Below are 18,529 nucleotides of genomic sequence, written 5' to 3'. Positions count from 1 at the left end.
TGGGAGGGAGAAATTAGACTTTGGAGATAAGCTTAGACGTTAGCGGTGAAGAGCAAGTGGAGCTTGCCATGGGAAAACCCTGTCCCCTGGAGGAGTTAAGGGATTTGGCACATAAGATAATCAACAAGGAATTGAACGAATTGGTAAACGGGGAAAATGACATAAAATCTATAGAGGTTTCCCTGACATTTGTTGGGCCCGATGAGATAAGAGAGCTTAACAGGGAGTATCGCGACACCGACGAACCCACGGACGTTTTGTCCTTTCCTCTCTGGGAGGGGGAAAATGGAAGGTTTGTCGTGCCTTCGTCCGATTGGGGCGAGATAGCCTTGGGCGATATCGTCATTTGTCCCAATGTAGTTGCCGAGTTTGCCGAAAAATTTGGCAAAAGACCTGAGGATGAGTTGATGCTGATCTACGTTCACGGACTGCTTCATTTGCTTGGATATGATCACGCTACTCCAGAAGAGGAAGCAGTGATGTGGAGAAAACAGGCCGAATACTTGTCAAAAGGGGAGGGCGATATTTAAGGTGGATACCGACCTACCTAATAGTATCTATTTGTTGATTCTCTGTTTGATATTGTCTGGAGTATTTTCCGCTTCGGAGACCTCGATAACGGCTACCGGAAGAGGCAAGCTGCTTGCTATAAAGGAACGAAAGCCACCAAGCAAGAGCAAAGCTATATCTTGGGCAATTGAGGATATACACAGGGCTTTGACTGTCACATTGATAGGCAACAACTTGGTGAACATCGCAGCCAGCGCCATGGCGACGTCCATAGCCGTATCCCTCTTTGGAGACAAGGGGTTACCCTTGGCCATAATATTGATGACCTTTTTGATCTTGATATTTGGCGAGATATTGCCAAAGACGCTTGCCATATCGCATGCCGAAAGAATGATTTTGCTGCTTTTGCCTTTCTTGAGATTCGTGTGGCTGGTGCTTTCCCCCTTGGTTTGGGTAGTGACATTTGTGATCAAGGTTTTGGGGAAGATGATCCACTTGGATATTTCGCTGCAGCGAGCCTTCATAACCAGAGAAGACATCGAGGAGATGCTAAAGATAGGAGAGGCCTCAGGGGCAATAGAGGATGACGAGAGGCGCATGATAAAGGGGGTCATATCCTTCGAGGATACCAGGGCCTATCAGGTAATGGTGCCAAGGATGGATATGGTTGCCATCCCCAACACGACCACCCTGGGAGAGTCCATAGAGGTCTTTCGACAGTACGGCCATTCGAGGGTGCCGGTATATGAGGGGGACATAGATCACATAAAGGGCATCCTTTACGTTAAGGACATCATCCTCCCTCTGTATAACGGCAGATTTGATGATCCGATAGCCAAATATATTAGAGAGGCCCTTTTTGTTCCCGAAAGCATCAAGATAAGCGATCTCTTTGACATAATGAGAGCAAAGCGTGTGCACATGGCCATTCTTGTCGATGAGTATGGAGGAACTGCAGGGTTGATCACCATGGAAGATTTGCTAGAGGAAATCGTTGGCGAAATACAGGACGAATATGACACAGAGGTACCACCCATATACAAGGAGTCCGAGGGAGTGTACGTGGTCGATGGCCTGGTAAACCTCGAAGACCTGAGCGAATACCTGGATTATCCCTTCGAATGCGAGGATGCCGATAGCGTGGCCGGATTTGTCCTGAGCCACTTCGGAAGGTTTCCGGTGCCCAGGGAATCGTTCGTGTATGGCGAATGGAATATCGAGGTCCTGGAGGTTGACCAGCATAGGGTGAAAAGGCTCAAGTTCACCAGAATTCCGGAAGCGACAGAGGGCAAGGACGAGGAAGCTGATTGACGGCCGATGATGAAGCAGGGGTTTTATAAGCTGACGGGCGTCGTCCTGAGGAGACGGGAGACGAGCGAGGGAGACATAAGGCTATACATCCTGTTTAGGAAACACGGGCCACTGTGGGTAATTGCTCCTGGTGCCGCTCGTGGAAGGAGGAGGTTCGGGGGGGGCACAGAGCCCCTAATATGGGGATACTTTGGCTGTTACCAGAGTCCTAAACAGCTGTATTTACGCGAGATCGAAGTGAAGGAAGATCTATGGGAAATTCGAAAGGACCCCGGCAAGCTGGAAAGGGCCATGAATTGGGCTCGCTTGCTTGTAGAACACCTGTTGCCAGGCTATCCGTGCGATGAGGTATTGTCTGTATTTTACGACTCGCTATATTTGCTTGATAAAGGATTGGACGGCAGCTTGTTGGAATGGCGTTTCCTCTATAGATGGATGAAAAATTGGGGAGTGGCTCCAGACATATGGCATTGCTCATCCTGCGGAGAAAAGCTGGAAGAGGCCTATTGGCAAGGAGACGTCCTGATATGCAAAAAATGTTGCCTGAATGGCGGAAAGGCAATTGCCCAAGCGGAATTAAGCGAGCTTGTTTGCGCAGCTGCGCTTTCTAGAAAGGATTTGATAAAATGGGCTCAAAACAAGAGTTCAAAGGCGAACTACGTAGATTATAATGGTAAGCTGAAAGACATTCTAAAACGAAGTTTTTTAAACTAGGATGGGAGGAGTTTGGCATGAACCTCCAGGAGATCATTTTTAGGTTGGAGCGTTTTTGGTCTACGCAAGGTTGCGTCATTCAACAACCCTACGACATCGAGGTCGGTGCAGGTACAATGAACCCGGCTACGACGCTCAGGGTGCTTGGTCCTGAACCGTGGAGGGTGGCTTATGTTGAACCTTGCAGGCGTCCCACTGATGGACGTTATGGAGAAAATCCGAACAGGCTGCAACATTACTATCAGTACCAGGTGATCATTCAACCGGCCCCCGATGATATTCAGGACATATATATTCACAGCTTAGAAGCCTTAGGCATAGATCCCGCAGATCACGACATAAGGTTCGTGGAGGATGACTGGGAATCTCCTACGATTGGCGCTTGGGGTTTGGGGTGGGAAGTGTGGCTTGACGGCATGGAGATAACGCAGTTCACCTATTTTCAACAGGTGGGCGGGATAGATATGGATGTGGTCCCTGCGGAATTGACGTACGGGATCGAGCGCATAGCCATGTTTGTCCAAAAGGTTGATAACATATTTGACCTGCGCTGGGTTGACGATGTCACATATGGCGACATCCATCACAGGGGAGAGGTAGAGCATTCCATATACAACTTCGATGAAGCCGATGTTGATATGCTTTTTAAATTGTTCAACATGTATGAGGCCGAGGCAAAGCGTCTCATTGGAAAGGGGCTTGTCTTGCCCGCCTATGATTACGTACTGAAGTGCTCGCATACTTTCAACCTGCTGGATGCCAGAAACGCGATTAGCATAACTCAGAGGACGAGCTATATAAGCAGGGTCAGGGCCATAGCGTCACTATGTTGTCAAGGCTATCTAGAGCAGCGTAAGGCAGCAGGTTACCCCTTTATGGAAAAGTTCCCGCACTTTTAAGCCCTTTGGCAGACTAGCGAGCTAGGAGGATCGAAAGCTATGGACGTAAGGGATTTACTCTTTGAGATCGGCACGGAAGAGATACCGGCCAGGTTCATGCCCTGGGCCTTGGAGGAGATAAAAAAGATAGCTACAGAGGAGTTTCAAAAGGAACGCCTTGTATATAAGGCCATAGAGAGCTATGGCACTCCGAGGCGCTTAGTGATTTTAGTCAGAGGCCTTCAGGAAAAGCAGGACGATTTGGTTGAAGAGATAAAGGGACCTCTTTGGAGCCAGGCCTTTGACATCTACAATAACCCTACCAGAGCCGCCCTGGGATTTGCGAAGAGCCGAGGAGTTCCCGTTGAGACCCTAAAGAAGAAGGAGATCAATGGCCAATTTTACGTATTTGCCATAATGAGAGAGGAAGGCAAAGATACGGCTTCGGTGCTACCTGCACTGTTGGATCGATTAATAAGGCGCCTGGTCTTCCCGAAGAACATGTATTGGAGGGAGCCTAGCCTCAGGTTCGTCAGGCCTATACGTTGGCTTCTGTGTCTTTATGGAGATGAGGTCATACCATTACAGTTGGGTAGCTTAACTGGAGATAAAGTTACCCGCGGTCATAGGTTCATGGGCTCAAGCAGGGTGGAGATAAGTTCAGCGAGCGAATATCTGGAAAAGCTTTACGACAATTACGTGATCGTAGACCAGGCTAAGAGAAAGGAAAAAATACTGTCCGGCATTGCATCCATCGAGATGGAGCACAACGTCAAAGCAGTGCTCCCCCCTGACTTGATAGATGAGAACGTATTTCTTGTGGAATATCCCGTTCCTTTCATAGGGACCTTTGATGAAAGTTTCCTGTCTCTACCTGAAGAGGTGCTCATCACTGTCATGATCCATCATCAGAAATATTTCCCAGTTAAGGACGTAGGGGGCAAGCTAAAACCGGCCTTTATTGGCGTGAGCAACAACAGAGCTACCGATATGGCGGTCGTAAGGGAAGGTAACGAAAGGGTCTTAAGAGCAAGGTTGTCAGATGCCGTGTTTTTTTACAACGAGGACCTCAAAAAGCCCTTAGCCTTGAGGGTAAATGACCTTCAAGGCATAGTTTATCAAGAGTCCCTGGGGACTTTATACGATAAAGTCATGAGGGTTAAGGACCTGGCCTTGAACTTATGTAATGAACTTGGTTGCGACGAGGAGACGGCCGATTTGGTCGAGAGGGCTGCGTTCCTTTCCAAGGCTGATCTAGTTACCAACATGGTCTATGAGTTCCCGGAGCTCAGGGGTGTAATGGGAAGGGAATACGCAAGGGCAAACGGCGAGAACGAGCGAGTGGCAAGGGCCCTGCATGAACAATACCTTCCAGCCTTCGTTGGAGATGCCCTGCCAAGGGACATAATAGGAGCCATAGTCGGCATAGCTGATAGAATTGATAATATAGTATCCTGTGGCAAGATGGGCCTGTTGCCCACTGGCTCTCAGGATCCCTATGGCTTAAGAAGAACGGCAAGATGCCTCAATGAATTGATCCTTGGACTTGCCATCGATGTCGATTTGAAGAGGATCGTTGAAAATTCGGCAAGAAGCCTAAAATGCGATCCCGATGTTGCCGGACGAGTCATGGAGTTCCTGAAACAGAGGCTTTACGTGCAATTAAGGGAGAAAGGCTTCTCGCATGATGTGGCTTCTTTAGCGTTGGCCGTCATAGGAGAAAAGCCCTTACAGGCGGTAAAATTGGCCGAACAACTGGAATCGGTTAGAAAGGAAGAGTGGTTCCAGAATTTAGTAACCGCTGCGATCAGGGTCAGGAATATATTGGCCAAGGCCGGGGATTTTGCGCCTAAGGCAGTGGATGAGACGAAATTTCAAAGCGACTCGGAAGCCAAGCTTTACAGAAAGATTCAGGAGATAACGCCAAAGCTTAGCGATGCCCTCAAAAAATATCAATGGGAAAGGATAATCAGCCTGCTATTGGACCTTGAGCCCATAATATCCGAGTTTTTTGAGAAGGTGCTTGTCATGGCCGAAGATCCTGAGATAAGGGAAAACAGGCTGTCGCTTTTGTACGAGTGCAATAAGCTGTTTCGTCTAGTCGGAGATCTAGGGGCTATAAGGGGATCTAAGTCAGGTGATTGACGAATGGTGAAGATATTTATTGTTTCCGATTTCACGGGAGAGACGGCTGAACACGTGGCCAAGGCAGCAACCAGCCAGTTTAGCATAAAATCAAGCGAGCTTGTGCGCTTCAGGTATGTGAATAATCAGGATCGCCTGATGGAGATATTGCGACGCGCTCAGGAAGAAGGGGCCATCATAATAGCCACCCTTGTCGATCACCAGTTGCGCAATTTGTTGGCAAAGGAAGCCGGCGCGCGAAATATAGATTTTATCGATATACTTGGGCCCATACTTGGAATGTTGGAAAGAAAAATGGGATATCCTCCACGGGAGACGCCCGGCCTCATGAGGAGAATGGATGAAGAGTACTTTAGAAGGGTCAAAGCCATCGAGTTTGCCATAAAGTGCGATGACGGCAAAAGTCCCGAGCTGCTGAAGGAAGCCGATATCGTTTTGGTGGGAGTCTCAAGAAGCGGTAAGACTCCCCTGGCCATGTATCTAGCTCACAAGGGCTTGATGGTCGCAAACATGCCCCTCGTCCCCGAAAGTCCGCCCCCTAAGGAACTCTTTGAAGTTCCTGGCAATAAGATCATAGGTTTGACCATAGATCCAGCCAAATTAAGGCGAATCCGCGAAGAGCGGTTGAGGGTTATGGGCTTAGATCCAGAGGTTTCAATGTACGCTAGGCAGGAGCGAATAGAAGAAGAGCTCCTGTACGCTAGGCAAATAATAGAGACGTTGAATGCCAAGATCTTCGACGTGACCAACAAGGCCGTGGAGGAGACCGCTCAAGAAATAATGGACTATTTGAATATATGAGGTGGCGGATATTTGAATCCTAGAGAAGTTTGGGAAGATACGGAAAGACAGCTCTTAGCGGCATATGCCTCTAAGAGCGTCGATTCCAAGGGAAGAGAGATCTATGAACCGCCTTGTCCCATAAGGACCTGTTATCAACGCGACAGGGACAGGATCATCCACTGCAAGGCCTTTAGAAGGCTTAAATATAAGACGCAGGTCTTGTTGTTGCCCGAGGGAGATCATTACAGGACGCGGTTGACCCATACGCTCGAAGTCTCTCAGATAGCCAGGACCATAGCAAGGGCCTTGCGGTTGAATGAAGACTTGACGGAAGCCATAGCCTTAGGTCATGATCTCGGCCATACGCCCTTTGGACACATGGGAGAAGAGGTCCTGGACAGCCTTGCTAAGGAAAAGGGCTTAAGTGGTTTTCATCACGCTCAGCAGAGCTTAAGATTGGTAAATGTACTTGAAAGGGACGGCAGGGGCCTTAATTTGACATGGGAAGTGCGGGAGGGGATATTACAGCACAGCAAGGGCCAAATAGATGTCCACAAGGGGTTCGAGTTGTTAAAACCGTCTACCTTGGAAGCTTGGGTCGTCAGAGTAAGTGATTCTATTGCGTATCTTAACCATGACCTGGACGATGCCATTAGGGCTTGTCTGGTCTCTGCTGAGGAAATACCACAACAGGTGATACGTGTGCTCGGAGAGACTCACAGTAAGCGCATAGGAACGCTGGTGACGGACATCGTCTTAAACAGCGGAGAAAGGGGCATTTACCTTAGCGATGCGGTATTGGAAGCCATGGAGATGCTTCGAGGCTTCCTTTACGAGAAGGTTTATCTAGGTCCTCAGGCGAAAAAGGAAAGGCCGAAGGTCAAGCACGTACTTAGCACGATCTTTCACAATTTGCTGTCTGAGCCCAAGATGCTTGATTCCCTTGAATTCGCAGATGCAGGAGCCGATCCGGTCACGCGGGTGATCGATTTTATCTCTGGCATGACCGACAGATACGCCCTTGCCTTCTTTGATGCCATAGCTATGCCAACGCCGTGGCCGCTAGACATCAGTCTACCAGACCATATTCCTTAAGAAGCTCCTGGTATCTCCTGTCGATCTCGCTAGGAGATGGCTCCTTGTAAATCTTCTTTGACTCATCCGATGGCGGTTCTCCTTTGGGCTCCACGACCTGGGGTTGAGGCAACTGAGGAGCAAGGGGTTGAGGTGCGCCTTCATCTGGTGTCCTACTTGAGTCAGGCGAAGATTCTGACTGCGAGGATGAAGCAGCGTATGCAGGTAGCTTCATCCCATAGCTTGCAAGTAAGGCGTTGTCTCCGCCTATGAGGTACAATTTGGGCTCGTTTGGGTCTATAGCTTCCATCGCAGAAAACTCGTAGGGGCTACCGTGATATGGACAAGTCCTTACGGGAGCTTGATCCGCAGGTAATAAGATTGTCGCCTTCTTTGGACAGCTTGGACTTGCGGGATATCCCGTTTCGCGGCATATGTCCAATTGGATGGCCCTTTCTCCTATTATTCCGGCCAGGGAAAAGCTTTCCTTTACATTGGCTATTTTGACGGCTTCCGACATGAAGGCCTTCCATACAGGAGCGGCTATGCGGCCGCCGGTGCTGCCATTGCCAAGCGACCTGTGGTTGTCGTTTCCGGCATATACGACGCACACGAGCCCAGGCACTCCACCGGCAAACCAGGCATCTTTCCAGTCGTTGGTGGTTCCCGTCTTGCCGAATACATCATAACCGGGGATCTTGGCCGCCCTACCCGTTCCGTTGTTCACGACGTCTATCAACATGGAGCGAATGGTCGCAGTTATGGAAGGATCTATGGCCTGGTTCAGGTTCGGGCCGTTGGACTCCAGTAACCTTCCCCTGAAATCTACCACTTTTTTAATCGCAAAGGGCTCCACTCTATAGCCGTCGTTGGCATATACGCTATATGCTACGGCCATCTCCAGTGGAGTAACGCTAGCCGAGCCCAAGGCCAGCGATAAGTCCTGGGGAAGGTAAGGGCTTGTTATGCCCATATCTCTGGCGGTCTTTATGATGGCGTCTATGCCTGTAAGCTGTGCAACGCGTACCGCTACAGTGTTGTAGGAGTCCGTCAGGGCCTCAAGCAGCGTGCTTTCCCCGTGATATTTATCTCCGTAGTTGCTTGGTTGCCAACCGTTAGGGAAATACAGGGGGGCATCCAATATCCTGTCTATGGGCCTTATGCCCTTCTCTAAGGCTGCTGTATATACAAGTGGCTTAAACGCAGAGCCTGGTTCTCTGTAAGCCTGAACAGCTCTGTTGAACTTGCTGACCTTAAAGTCCTTTCCTCCAACCATCGCGAGTATTTCGCCGGTATTCGGGTCCATTGCCACGAGGGCGCCCTCGCACTTTAATCCCGAAATGGCCCTTTCTGCCGCACTTTGCAGCTTCAAGTCTAAGGTGGTGTATATCTTTAATCCTCCCTGATATACGACCTCGGGGCCATACTTGGGCAATAGGTGGTTGAAAAGTATGTAGGACACAAAATATGGCGCCGGGTTATTGCCCAGCGTGGGTTGTCTTTTCTTCGAAAAGTTCAAGTTGGCCTCTAAGGCTTCGTTGGCCTCGCTTCTCGTGATCCAGCCCAACTCTTCCATTCGCTTTAAGACGTAAAATTGCCTGGTCTTTGCCCTGTCCAGGTGGCGCAAGGGAGTGTAGTACTCAGGTGCCGCAAGCAGGCCGGCAAGCATGGATGCCTCCGGTAAGGTCAGTGTAAGCGGGTCTTTGCCGAAATAGTTGTACGAAGCGGAATAGATGCCGTAACTGCCGTGGCCCCAATATACTGTGTTTAGATACATCTCCAGAATTTGATCCTTGGGATAAAGCCTTTCAAGCCTGATGGCCAAAATGATCTCTTTGACCTTTCTTTCGATCGTCTTTTCTCTGGTCAAAAACAGGTTCCTTGCGAGCTGTTGGGTTATGGTGCTTCCGCCCTGCAGGGCTCCTTTGTGCGTGAAGTTTACTATGGCGGCCCTCACAATGCCCTTCACGTCAATGCCGTGATGTTCGTAAAAATTATCGTCCTCTGCGGCTAAAACAGCTTTTATCACCCATGGAGATATCTTGTCCAACGACGCCCAGGTCCTGTTTTCCTTGAATAACCTGGCCACTTCCGCGCCATTTCTGTCGTAAATTACCGTAGAAAGGGTTGGATTGAATCTTATAAGTTCATTTGAGGAGGGCAACTCCATCGACATCTTAAGCATAAACCCGGCACAGAGGACGAAGATGATTGCACAGAAAAGTATTATAGCGTACAGTAACGTCACTCCAATGTGCCCTTTGTTTGGGTTTTTCTTATTTCTATATTGCATGCTCAGACCTCCCAAAAACCTCTTGCCCATGACTGTTGAGATTATAGCATGAGCTTTAAGGATCATGGCGATTGTTTTTTAGGAAGGTCGATCCCCTTGCGATAACTTCCGGTACCACATAATGAAGAAATTTTTCAAGAAAATGTGTTTTTTTGATTGACACACCCCCCCTGAACGTTATAATGTAATCCGCTCTTTATGGAGAGAGAAAAAATCTTGCGTAAGGAGGGTATGCCCAATGCTACCGATTCCGACAAAATTCTGTTTGGTTGTAGGCCATGGAGAAGGCGACCAAAAACTCAATGCATTCGATGCCGCTTTACTTGATGCCGGCGTGGGAAATATGAACTTGCTTAGGGTGAGTAGCGTATTGCCGCCCAAATGTGTATATGAGGAAGTTTTTAAAATGCCGGCAGGATCCTTGCTTCCGATAGCTTACGGTTCTTTGACGAGCGATGTTCCGGGCGAAATAATATCCGCTGCCATAGGCGTTGGGATCCCGGAGGACCCGTCATCCTACGGGATAATAATGGAGTTTTCCGGCTTTTGCAAGGCCGATGAGGCTGCCTTGACAGTCGAGAAAATGGTTCGTGAGGCCTTTGCGATGCGCAACCTTTTGCTTAAAGAGGTTAAGGTTAAATCGGTAGAACACAGAGTCGAACGATGCGGCTCGGTCATCGCTGCCTGTCCCCTGTTTTATGAAGTTCCTTGCGAGGGATGTTAAGCGATGAAAGCGATAGAGCGCAGGATTGCTGACCTTTGGTTTACCGAGTATCAAACGCCGAATTTGAGGTTGGGCCTCAGGATAGAGGATGTCCTCTTAAACAAGCAGTCAAAATATCAGCATATATTGGTAGTCGATACTAAACAGTACGGCAGGGTTTTGGTCCTGGATGGCGCCATCCAGCTTACCGAAAAGGATGAGTTTTGTTATCACGAGATGATGGCCCATTTGGTCTTGTGTGCGCACCCTGAACCTAAGAAGGTGCTCGTAATTGGCGGGGGAGACGGGGGCGTCGTGCGAGAGGTGCTCAAGCACGATACAGTAGAGTCCGTCACATTGGTCGATATAGACGAGGAGGTAATAAGGGCATCGAAGACGTTCTTTCCGACTGTATCCTGTGCGTTGGATGATGAACGCGTGAAGATAATGCCCATGGATGCCCTAGTGTTCGTGAAAGAACATCACGACGAGTTCGATATCGCCATCATAGACAGCACTGACCCAGTGGATTTTGCCAGCGGTTTGTTCGAGCAATCGTTTTTTGAAGACGTACATGCCGCATTGACCGAAAGCGGAATGATGGTAGCTCAAACGGAGTCACCCTTCGCAGAACCGGAACTGCTGCGCGATGCAGTCCTGGGATTGAGGAACACATTCGAAAGGGCCTTTTTGGCTTGGGGATCTGTGCCCACATATCCAACCGGCCTTTGGACTTACGCGGTTGGAAGCAAAAAATTTGATCCAAGGATACAGAGACGATCTGCACCCACGGGTTTGAAGTATTATAGCGATACCATGCATTCTTTAGCCTTTGAGTTGCCTCCTTTTGTTAAGGAGATCGTGAATGGAGGCAATTTGAAGGAGGCAAAGGGGAATTGATGCGCTTTCTAAAAAGTGGACCATGCATTAGGGATGCTAGGTGGATTCTCTTTGGGGCACCTTCCGATGCTGCTGTATCCAGGAGAGGCGGTGCTCAATATGCCCCGGATGCGATCAGGTGGGAATCCCTTCATATCGAGACCTATTCCCCCTATTTGGGCGAGGGGTTGGAAAAAGCCTCCTTCTTTGATGTGGGGGATCTTTTTTTTGTACCGGGAGATATCCAAAGTTCATTGTTGAAGATCGAAAAGGTTACGTCATCTTTTGCGCGTAAGGGCAAAAAGGTCTTCATGCTTGGAGGAGATCACCTGGTAAGTTTAGGCTCTGTAAAGGGGGTTTTGTCCAAGTTTTCAGATCTTCATGTTGTTCATTTCGATGCCCATGCTGACCTGAGGGATTATTATTTGGGCAGCAAATACAGTCACGCTACGGTCATGCGAAGGGTAGCAGAACAACTGGCAAGCCCCAGGCATTTACACCAATTTGCGATAAGATCAGGCACCAGAGAGGAAATTGAGTGGGGGAAGAGAAACGTCGACCTTCATCTGATCGATTTCCTGGAGCCCTTAAAAGAGGTCTTGGGTAAACTTGAAGGATGTCCTATATATGTGAGCTTGGACATAGACGTGTTGGATCCCTCCTTTGCTCCCGGAACGGGTACGCCTGAACCGGAGGGTGTCAGCGTTACTGACCTTTTTAAGGCCTTACGCATGTTCAAGGGCCACAACGTTGTTGGCTTCGACCTGGTTGAGATATCTCCACCCGTCGACGTAAACGGAGTAACGTCCGTTTTAGGGGCCAAAATTGTGCGAGAGGTTTTAATTATGTTGGGAGGTGACAGCGTTGACCAATAATCAAGCACTCGGAAAACATATTTTAATGGAAGCGTATGATTGCGAATATGATGTACTCGACGATTTGAGGGGAATTCAAAGCGCTATGATCGAGGCAGCGGAACGTACCGGTGCAACCGTAGTGGACGTGGCGTTTAGAAAGTTTGAACCTTACGGGGTTAGTGGTGTAGTGATCATATCGGAATCGCACTTGGCGATCCATACCTGGCCAGAATTTGGTTACGCTGCCATTGACCTCTTCACATGTGGCGATAAGGCGGATCCATGGAAGGCCTTTGAATATCTGTCCAACTATTTTAAGCCCAAAAAGATTACTACCATGGAAATAAGGCGCGGCAGCCTGGTTACGACCGATAATAAAAATTACGTATCTATAGACTCAATTCGCGAAAGCGTTAAGGGTGAGTGACTTCAAGGGCGTAGCGACAAAGATCGTGGGGGTACCCTTTTAAGCTGCCAATAAATGTGGTAAACTCGTGGATAGGTTTTGTTTATTAAAAGATTTATAACATCCACGACGACGGTGGTGAAGGAAATGGACGATAGCGACAGGGGACTGTACGTGGGTTCGGAGATTGGCAAGCTTAGAAGGGTACTTCTCCACAGGCCGGGGTTAGAACTGTTGCGCTTGACAATTGACAACAAGGATGAACTGCTCTTCGATGATATCCTTTGGGTCGAGGAGGCCCAAAAGGAACACGATGCCTTTGCTGACCTCCTCAGGGATAACGGCATAGAGGTAGTATATTTTCGCAATTGTCTGGCACACGTGCTCAAGGACGAAGAGGTTCGACGTGACTTATTATCAGAGGCCTTGGCGTTGGAGGCCTTGGATCATCAGCTGAAGGAGGCCTTGATGGGTGCCTTGTTTGAGATGCCTCCCGCTGACCTTTCGGAGATTCTTGTCGCCGGCATGACCGTTTCTGAGGCCAGAGAGATCGCCGGCAATGTAAAAAGCCTATGCATGCTTGCTTCAGACGATACCGATTTCCTGATAAAGCCCATTCCTAACATCCTATTTCAAAGGGATCCCTTTTCCTTCGTGAAAGACGGGGTAATCATAAGCGTGATGCGCTTCGACGCCCGCCGCAAGGAACCTCTATACGCGAAATATATATTCGACCATCACCCGTATTTTGCGGGACTCAAGATAATATATGGTGAAGAAATTACAAACGTGCATCCCTACTTCATAGAAGGCGGCGACATTTTAGTGCTGTCCGAAGATGTCGTGGCTATTGGCATAAGCCAGAGGACTACGGCCGGAGCTATACAGGTAGTAGGGCGGAAACTTGCCAGGGAGTTGGGCATAAAAAAGGTCCTGGCTGTGGATATTCCCAAGAAGCGCGTCTATATGCATCTCGATACTGTCTTTACCATGGTGGATAGAAGTTGTTTCGTTGTTTATCCCGGCATAAGAAAGAACGTTCGCATCTGGGAGATCGCTTACGATGAGGATGGAACGGTTGCAAGCATAGAGGAGTCGAATGACTTGGTTGAAACGATGAAGCGCAACTTAGAGCTTGACGACATAACCTTCGTCGAGACAGGCGGCGGAGATCCTGTCGCTGCTGCCAGGGAACAATGGAACGATGGAACGAATACTTTTGCCATAGCCCCCGGAGTGGTCGTAACCTATAGGAGAAATACAATCACGAACCAGGAGCTGAGGGCAAACGGCATAAAGGTATACGAGATCAAGGGAGCGGAGCTTGGACGTGGCAGGGGAGGCCCCAGATGCATGTCCATGCCGCTGCTTCGAGATTAAATGTGAGGGGAGTAGTGAAAGATGCCGGTTAATTTACGTGGACGCCATTTGTTATGGTTGAAGGATTACAAGCCCGAAGAGATAAGGTATCTCTTGAACTTGGCAGTTGCGTTGAAGGCAAAGAAGAGAGCCGGAATCAGGGGCAACTTGCTGGCCGGTAAAAACATTGCCTTGATATTTGAAAAGCCCTCGACGCGCACCAGATGTGCCTTTACGGTTGCCTGCCTAGATGAGGGTGGGCATGCCGAATACCTGGGCAAAAGCGACATTCAGCTCGGGCATAAGGAAGACGTCAAGGATACCGCTAGGGTATTGGGCAGGATGTTCGATGGCATACAGTTTAGGGGTTTCAAGCAGTCGGTAGTGGAAGAGCTTGCCATGTATGCCGGGGTACCCGTTTGGAATGGCCTTACCGATAGCTATCATCCCACCCAGGCACTGGCTGACGTTATGACAATGCAGGAATGTTTTGGAGACGTGAAAGGGCTTAAGCTTGTTTACGTAGGTGACGGAAGAAACAACGTGGCCAACTCCCTCATGGTCATATCATCCAAGCTGGGCATGCATTACGTCATAGCCGCACCGAAGGAGTTATATCCGAGCCAGGAATTGCTTGATGAGTGCAGAGCTGAGGGTGCAAGGCACGGAGCCATCATAGAGGTCATTGATGATCCCCATGAGGCGGTAAGGGGAGCACAAGCGGTCTACACCGATGTGTGGGCTTCCATGGGCGAAGAAGAGAAGCTCGCAGAGCGCATAAAACTGCTCAAACCCTATCAGGTAAACAGGACTTTAATGGATCTTGCTGACAAAGAGGCCATATTTTTACATTGCTTGCCGGCCGTCAAGGGTAACGAGGTCACTGAAGAGGTCTTTGAATCGGCCCAGTCCAAAGTCTTTGAGGAAGCCGAAAACAGACTGCACACGATCAAAGCTGTAATCGTAGCCACCATAGGCAACTTGTAATAAAACAGATCGACGGACAGGATAGCCTTGCATCCTGTCCGTCGATTGTAATTTATATGTTTACCATAGAAGTCCTTATTTCCTTTATGCCCTTTAAGGAGTTCAGATCGACCAGAAATTTTTTTATCATGTCTATTTCGCCCAACAGTATGATTGCCTCTAGGCAGTTCGAGTGGTCTATATGGACGTGCGTCGTGCAGACTATTATGTCGCCGTATTTGTGCTGTATGTTCGTAATCTCCGATACCGCATCGTGTCTGTGGTGGTCGTATATGATCGTGACGGTTCCACAAACCATCCCTTCCTGAAATTCCCACTTGGATTGGGCTATAAAGGATCTCATCACTTGTCTTAAGGCCTCGGAGCGATTTACCATTCCGTGACTGCGAAGCCATTTATCGAACTCGTCTAAAAGGGACTTCGGTATGGAAACGCTGAACCTCGCGATCTCTTCGGTTTCCATGTTAGCTATGCCTCCTTTGAAAGGGTGATGCGAGATGATGAGAAACGCTTTAAGTGTAGCATTAACAACGCTATCTGTCGAAGAGCTCTGTAAGATGGATGTTAGGGCGATAAATTTGCTCCTTCTGCCCCCTATGGGGAAAGATGTATTGCGTCCTCAGGTGCCTGATTTTGCCCTGCAAAACATATGTCATGTCGCCGGGGGTGTGATTGACGAAGACGAAACGGCGAAACTATTTCTATGCGACGATTCGGGAAATTTAAAAAAGGAGGGATTCGACTTTCATCTTTTTGACCTCTTGGGAAGGAGAATCCTTTTTGTATCAAAGAAAGCATTTTGCGATCCTTCGATCAGATATAAATTTTACAGTATGCATGCAGAGTTACTTCTGCTTTCATGTCTGCTTGATCGAGAGGACGAGGCCTTTAAGTTAAACTTAAGCCTAAGCAGCATATCGTCGGAATTGGGCATAAAGGCAGCCTGCGCTTACTCCTTTTTTGACGGCAAGTGTGGCATTTCAGCCTGGCGTGAAGGCCACAAGGAAACCTCATGCAAAGCGCCCTATTGGGAATGGGCTGTATGATCTATCGACAGGAAAGGCGCTAATTCATCGATGAGGCTTTCGTCATCGAGGGCTTCCTTTAATTCTCCTATCGAGAAATAAGGCCTCCCTTGCATTATTCGCATTGCCCTTGCTTTTCCTATGCCGGGTATGGCCATTAACGAACTTGCGGGGCAATTGTTTATATCCAAAGGAAAGGGTATCCCCGTGACGGATCGCCTGCCGTAATCGACGATAGAGATCGTTGTAATGTCCCCAAGCCTCAATGTTTCGTCGACGATCCCAACCAAAAGCGGATAGGTGGCCAATTGTCGTCCGAATGAAAGCTTGCCGGATTTTTCCTCCACTCGCACATTTTCTAATATACACCCCACTGGGGCAACGCGCTGCAGAAATGCCCGATCTATTTCGTCTCGCACCCATTCTTTCCACTTTTTGTAACGGCTTTCTTTCACCTTATTTGGATATGTGGGCAGTAAATCTTTTAATAAAGTTCCATCGAATACCATGGGCTTTCTTATATTTATTCTCCGAACGGCCAGGCCTTCGTCCAAGATCTGCCTCAAAAAGGCGGAATTCACTTCCAGTGCCTTGTCAGTGTCTCCGGCAAGGCCAACCAGAAAATTAAGGCCAGGCAAGACCTTCGGAAGACTTCTAGGGGTGGGCCTCCATCCGCCAACTTCGTTCACCAACCTTACGGCAAGGATGGCCTCGTCGAAGTCGACCTTCAAATTATTGATCTTCCTTACGAAGGGGTCCAAGTTTTCGATGCCGAACGAAAGGATGTCTCCTTCAGTGTCGTATTTGGATATGACGCCTATGGCCTCGACTGATTGATCTGGGAAGTCTGCTATTGTCTTTGGGTTTGCGTTATCGGTATGAAGCACGCTTAAGTTAGGACAAACCTGCCTTGAACCCTTGTAAAGCTCCTCAAGGGCAAGGGGGTTGGGTATTCTTCCCTTATGTGATGCTATGCCGTGATAAGTAAGTATGTTGGAGCATCTGCCAAACCTGAAGGCCCTTACTCCTGCCCTATATAGCGATTCCATTTCCTCTAAGACGCCTTCCGTCGACCTTTCCTCGAATATGCCAAATCTTCCCTCGGTACAAAAAGAGCAGCGCGTTCCTATGCGATCACAGCCTCTAGATAGCTCCATTTCCGCCATTATCCAAGGATACCAGGGGTGAAGCCTTACCACTGCGCTGCCAAGCTTGCTCCAAAGGTCTACGCCGTCGTAGCCGTGCCTTTTCAAATGGGGCACAATTTCTCCCTTGGAAAGGTAGCTAAATAAGACTTCCTCTATATCCCCTGTGACCAGGCAATCGATGTCCTCTAAATCCAGCTTTAATGCATTTCTTCCGCCCTGCAATGCATATCCGGCAACTATTGGGCCGCCCAAGAAAATTAACCCCTTCCTTTTTAAGGCCGCTATATTTTGAAGCTCGCTCAAAAGAAGGGGAGAACCGCCCCTGTAGCGACCAGGTACGGTAAGGCCTGCTATTATTGCGATTATATCTGCCTTTGCCAAATCGTCTTCTACTGCATTGCGATCCTCTCTCCACTGATCGCAGGTGTAGTAAGCGATATTGTAATTGAAGTACCTCAGAACGCCCGCGCAATATCGAACGTAAGGAGAAACGTATGGGGGCACTCCTAGACACGCAGGTTCATCGACGTATCCGTCGAAGATGACTCCAAAGGGCATGGAAAACTTCCTTTCTTTCTCGGCTCTCTTCGGGAGCCCATATAAAATTGCCGGTTATTCCAAAGGATTATGTTAAAATCTATATCAATATTAGGCTAATATCAAGTATGAACTTAACCGGGAGGTGCAAACTTGAACGGCATTTACAGGGACCCTGTTTACCTAAAAGAACGCATAGTCGCATGGATCAGGGATAGGGTGAAAGAGGCCGGCGCAAGGGGAGCGGTATTCGGGTTGAGCGGCGGTTTGGACTCCTCCGTTCTGGCCTTATTGGCCAAGGAGGCGTTGGGATATAATAACATATTAGGCGTGATAATGCCATGTGAAAGTCAGCCCGAAGATGCCGATTTAGCTCTTATGTTGGCCAAAAGTTGCTTTGTCCCGGTGCAGCAGGTAGACTTGACTCCTGCCTATCGAGCACTCTTGGACGCCATGCCCCTTGAAAGAGGTAGTATGAACGCTTTAGCGATGGCTAACATTAAACCAAGACTTAGAATGACGACGCTGTACTTCTTTGCGCAAAATTGCCACTTTTTGGTCTGTGGTGCCAGTAATAGGGATGAGCTAGAACTTGGGTATTTTACGAAACACGGAGACAGCGGTGTCGATCTGCTTCCCATGGGCGATCTTCTGAAGGGCGAAGTTAGGTTGCTTGCTGGCCATCTTGGCGTTCCAGCGCCTATAATAAGTCGGCCCCCCTCTGCAGGGTTGTGGCCCGGACAGACAGACGAAGGAGAGCTGGGTGCCACCTACGATGAGATCGATCGATATTTGGTCACGGGGGAAGGGGATGAAAGGGTAAGAGAGATCGTCGAAAGAGCCAGAAGGAAAAGCGAGCATAAGCGCAAGATGCCTCCCATTTGCAAAATTTAATGCGAAGTTTTCCGCTAAGGGGTGAT

18 protein-coding genes are annotated in these 18,529 nt (G+C 48.7%); 15 read left to right on the top strand and 3 right to left on the bottom strand.

Going from position 1 to position 18,529, the window contains the following annotated elements; all coding sequences use genetic code 11:
* Positions 1 to 20 precede the first annotated feature (20 nt).
* From ybeY to BUQ78_RS02065, 7 genes are read left to right on the top strand one after another with little or no spacing between them, the layout of a single operon-like run.
* Positions 21 to 530: an rRNA maturation RNase YbeY gene (ybeY, locus tag BUQ78_RS02090; RefSeq protein ID WP_014806567.1), complete on the top strand. Its 510-nt coding sequence runs from the start codon at positions 21 to 23 to the stop codon at positions 528 to 530.
* 1 nt (position 531) lies between these two features.
* Positions 532 to 1,821 (top strand): hemolysin family protein, encoded by a 1,290-nt coding sequence (locus BUQ78_RS02085; RefSeq protein ID WP_014806568.1) that lies wholly within the window; start codon positions 532 to 534, stop codon positions 1,819 to 1,821.
* A 6-nt stretch (positions 1,822 to 1,827) separates the two neighbouring features.
* Positions 1,828 to 2,535, top strand: coding sequence for a DNA repair protein RecO (gene recO / locus BUQ78_RS02080; RefSeq protein ID WP_074199122.1), 708 nt, complete (start codon positions 1,828 to 1,830; stop codon positions 2,533 to 2,535).
* A gap of 17 nt (positions 2,536 to 2,552) precedes the next feature.
* Positions 2,553 to 3,434, top strand: coding sequence for a glycine--tRNA ligase subunit alpha (locus BUQ78_RS02075; protein WP_014806570.1), 882 nt, complete (start codon positions 2,553 to 2,555; stop codon positions 3,432 to 3,434).
* Between the two features lie 39 nt (positions 3,435 to 3,473).
* Positions 3,474 to 5,558 carry a glycine--tRNA ligase subunit beta gene (gene glyS / locus BUQ78_RS02070; protein WP_084532165.1) on the top strand — a complete coding sequence of 695 codons (2,085 nt, stop codon included), beginning with the start codon at positions 3,474 to 3,476 and terminating at the stop codon, positions 5,556 to 5,558.
* Between the two features lie 3 nt (positions 5,559 to 5,561).
* Entirely contained in the window at positions 5,562 to 6,359 is a 798-nt protein-coding gene (locus BUQ78_RS09945) for a pyruvate, water dikinase regulatory protein (protein ID WP_014806572.1), read from the top strand.
* Positions 6,360 to 6,371: 12 nt separating this feature from the next.
* Entirely contained in the window at positions 6,372 to 7,436 is a 1,065-nt protein-coding gene (locus BUQ78_RS02065; protein ID WP_074199121.1) for a deoxyguanosinetriphosphate triphosphohydrolase, read from the top strand.
* Here BUQ78_RS02065 and BUQ78_RS02060 read toward each other — a convergent pair.
* Complete coding sequence (locus BUQ78_RS02060) at positions 7,411 to 9,708, bottom strand: transglycosylase domain-containing protein (protein WP_074199120.1); 2,298 nt, start codon at positions 9,706 to 9,708, stop codon at positions 7,411 to 7,413. The genes BUQ78_RS02065 and BUQ78_RS02060 overlap by 26 nt on opposite strands.
* 238 nt (positions 9,709 to 9,946) lie before the next feature.
* Here BUQ78_RS02060 and BUQ78_RS02055 point away from each other — a divergent pair, with 238 nt between their 5' ends.
* The 6 genes from BUQ78_RS02055 (at position 9,947) to argF (ending at position 14,899) form a co-directional block, all read left to right on the top strand.
* Complete coding sequence (locus BUQ78_RS02055; protein ID WP_014806575.1) at positions 9,947 to 10,432, top strand: pyruvoyl-dependent arginine decarboxylase; 486 nt, start codon at positions 9,947 to 9,949, stop codon at positions 10,430 to 10,432.
* A 3-nt stretch (positions 10,433 to 10,435) separates the two neighbouring features.
* A complete protein-coding gene (speE, locus tag BUQ78_RS02050; protein WP_074199119.1) occupies positions 10,436 to 11,311 on the top strand; it encodes a polyamine aminopropyltransferase in 876 nt (291 codons plus the stop codon).
* Positions 11,311 to 12,165, top strand: coding sequence for an agmatinase (gene speB / locus BUQ78_RS02045; RefSeq protein ID WP_074200142.1), 855 nt, complete (start codon positions 11,311 to 11,313; stop codon positions 12,163 to 12,165). Before speE ends, speB begins: the two co-directional genes overlap by 1 nt.
* A complete protein-coding gene (gene speD, locus BUQ78_RS02040) occupies positions 12,155 to 12,574 on the top strand; it encodes an adenosylmethionine decarboxylase (RefSeq protein WP_014806578.1) in 420 nt (139 codons plus the stop codon). Before speB ends, speD begins: the two co-directional genes overlap by 11 nt.
* A gap of 126 nt (positions 12,575 to 12,700) precedes the next feature.
* Positions 12,701 to 13,933, top strand: coding sequence for an arginine deiminase (locus BUQ78_RS02035; RefSeq protein ID WP_014806579.1), 1,233 nt, complete (start codon positions 12,701 to 12,703; stop codon positions 13,931 to 13,933).
* 21 nt (positions 13,934 to 13,954) lie between these two features.
* A complete protein-coding gene (gene argF, locus BUQ78_RS02030) occupies positions 13,955 to 14,899 on the top strand; it encodes an ornithine carbamoyltransferase (RefSeq protein WP_074199118.1) in 945 nt (314 codons plus the stop codon).
* Between the two features lie 52 nt (positions 14,900 to 14,951).
* Here argF and nikR read toward each other — a convergent pair whose 3' ends face one another.
* On the bottom strand, positions 14,952 to 15,362 hold the full coding sequence (gene nikR / locus BUQ78_RS02025) for a nickel-responsive transcriptional regulator NikR (protein WP_014806581.1): 411 nt from the start codon (positions 15,360 to 15,362) through the stop codon (positions 14,952 to 14,954).
* Positions 15,363 to 15,396: 34 nt separating this feature from the next.
* Here nikR and BUQ78_RS02020 point away from each other — a divergent pair, with 34 nt between their 5' ends.
* Positions 15,397 to 15,945, top strand: a complete 549-nt coding sequence (locus BUQ78_RS02020; protein WP_159432088.1) for a hypothetical protein — start codon at positions 15,397 to 15,399, stop codon at positions 15,943 to 15,945.
* Here BUQ78_RS02020 and BUQ78_RS02015 read toward each other — a convergent pair.
* A complete protein-coding gene (locus BUQ78_RS02015; protein ID WP_074199116.1) occupies positions 15,924 to 17,630 on the bottom strand; it encodes a radical SAM protein in 1,707 nt (568 codons plus the stop codon). The genes BUQ78_RS02020 and BUQ78_RS02015 overlap by 22 nt on opposite strands.
* A gap of 132 nt (positions 17,631 to 17,762) precedes the next feature.
* Between BUQ78_RS02015 and nadE the strand changes: the two genes are divergently transcribed.
* On the top strand, positions 17,763 to 18,503 hold the full coding sequence (gene nadE, locus BUQ78_RS02010) for an NAD(+) synthase (protein WP_074199115.1): 741 nt from the start codon (positions 17,763 to 17,765) through the stop codon (positions 18,501 to 18,503).
* Positions 18,504 to 18,529: the final 26 nt, after the last annotated feature.

Source organism: Acetomicrobium flavidum, assembly GCF_900129645.1.
In the GTDB taxonomy this organism is placed as follows: domain Bacteria; phylum Synergistota; class Synergistia; order Synergistales; family Acetomicrobiaceae; genus Acetomicrobium; species Acetomicrobium flavidum.
This window is presented reverse-complemented; position numbering and strand designations above follow the sequence as displayed.

Coding starts and splice junctions, on each gene's coding strand:
- recO (WP_074199122.1), top strand. CDS start 1,828: ATGATGAAGCAGGGGTTTTATAAGCTGACGGGCGTCGTCCTGAGGAGA.
- BUQ78_RS02075 (WP_014806570.1), top strand. CDS start 2,553: ATGAACCTCCAGGAGATCATTTTTAGGTTGGAGCGTTTTTGGTCTACG.
- glyS (WP_084532165.1), top strand. CDS start 3,474: ATGGACGTAAGGGATTTACTCTTTGAGATCGGCACGGAAGAGATACCG.
- BUQ78_RS09945 (WP_014806572.1), top strand. CDS start 5,562: ATGGTGAAGATATTTATTGTTTCCGATTTCACGGGAGAGACGGCTGAA.
- BUQ78_RS02060 (WP_074199120.1), bottom strand. CDS start 9,708: ATGCAATATAGAAATAAGAAAAACCCAAACAAAGGGCACATTGGAGTG.
- BUQ78_RS02055 (WP_014806575.1), top strand. CDS start 9,947: ATGCTACCGATTCCGACAAAATTCTGTTTGGTTGTAGGCCATGGAGAA.
- speE (WP_074199119.1), top strand. CDS start 10,436: ATGAAAGCGATAGAGCGCAGGATTGCTGACCTTTGGTTTACCGAGTAT.
- speB (WP_074200142.1), top strand. CDS start 11,311: ATGCGCTTTCTAAAAAGTGGACCATGCATTAGGGATGCTAGGTGGATT.
- BUQ78_RS02035 (WP_014806579.1), top strand. CDS start 12,701: ATGGACGATAGCGACAGGGGACTGTACGTGGGTTCGGAGATTGGCAAG.
- argF (WP_074199118.1), top strand. CDS start 13,955: ATGCCGGTTAATTTACGTGGACGCCATTTGTTATGGTTGAAGGATTAC.
- nikR (WP_014806581.1), bottom strand. CDS start 15,362: ATGGAAACCGAAGAGATCGCGAGGTTCAGCGTTTCCATACCGAAGTCC.
- BUQ78_RS02020 (WP_159432088.1), top strand. CDS start 15,397: ATGATGAGAAACGCTTTAAGTGTAGCATTAACAACGCTATCTGTCGAA.
- BUQ78_RS02015 (WP_074199116.1), bottom strand. CDS start 17,630: ATGCCCTTTGGAGTCATCTTCGACGGATACGTCGATGAACCTGCGTGT.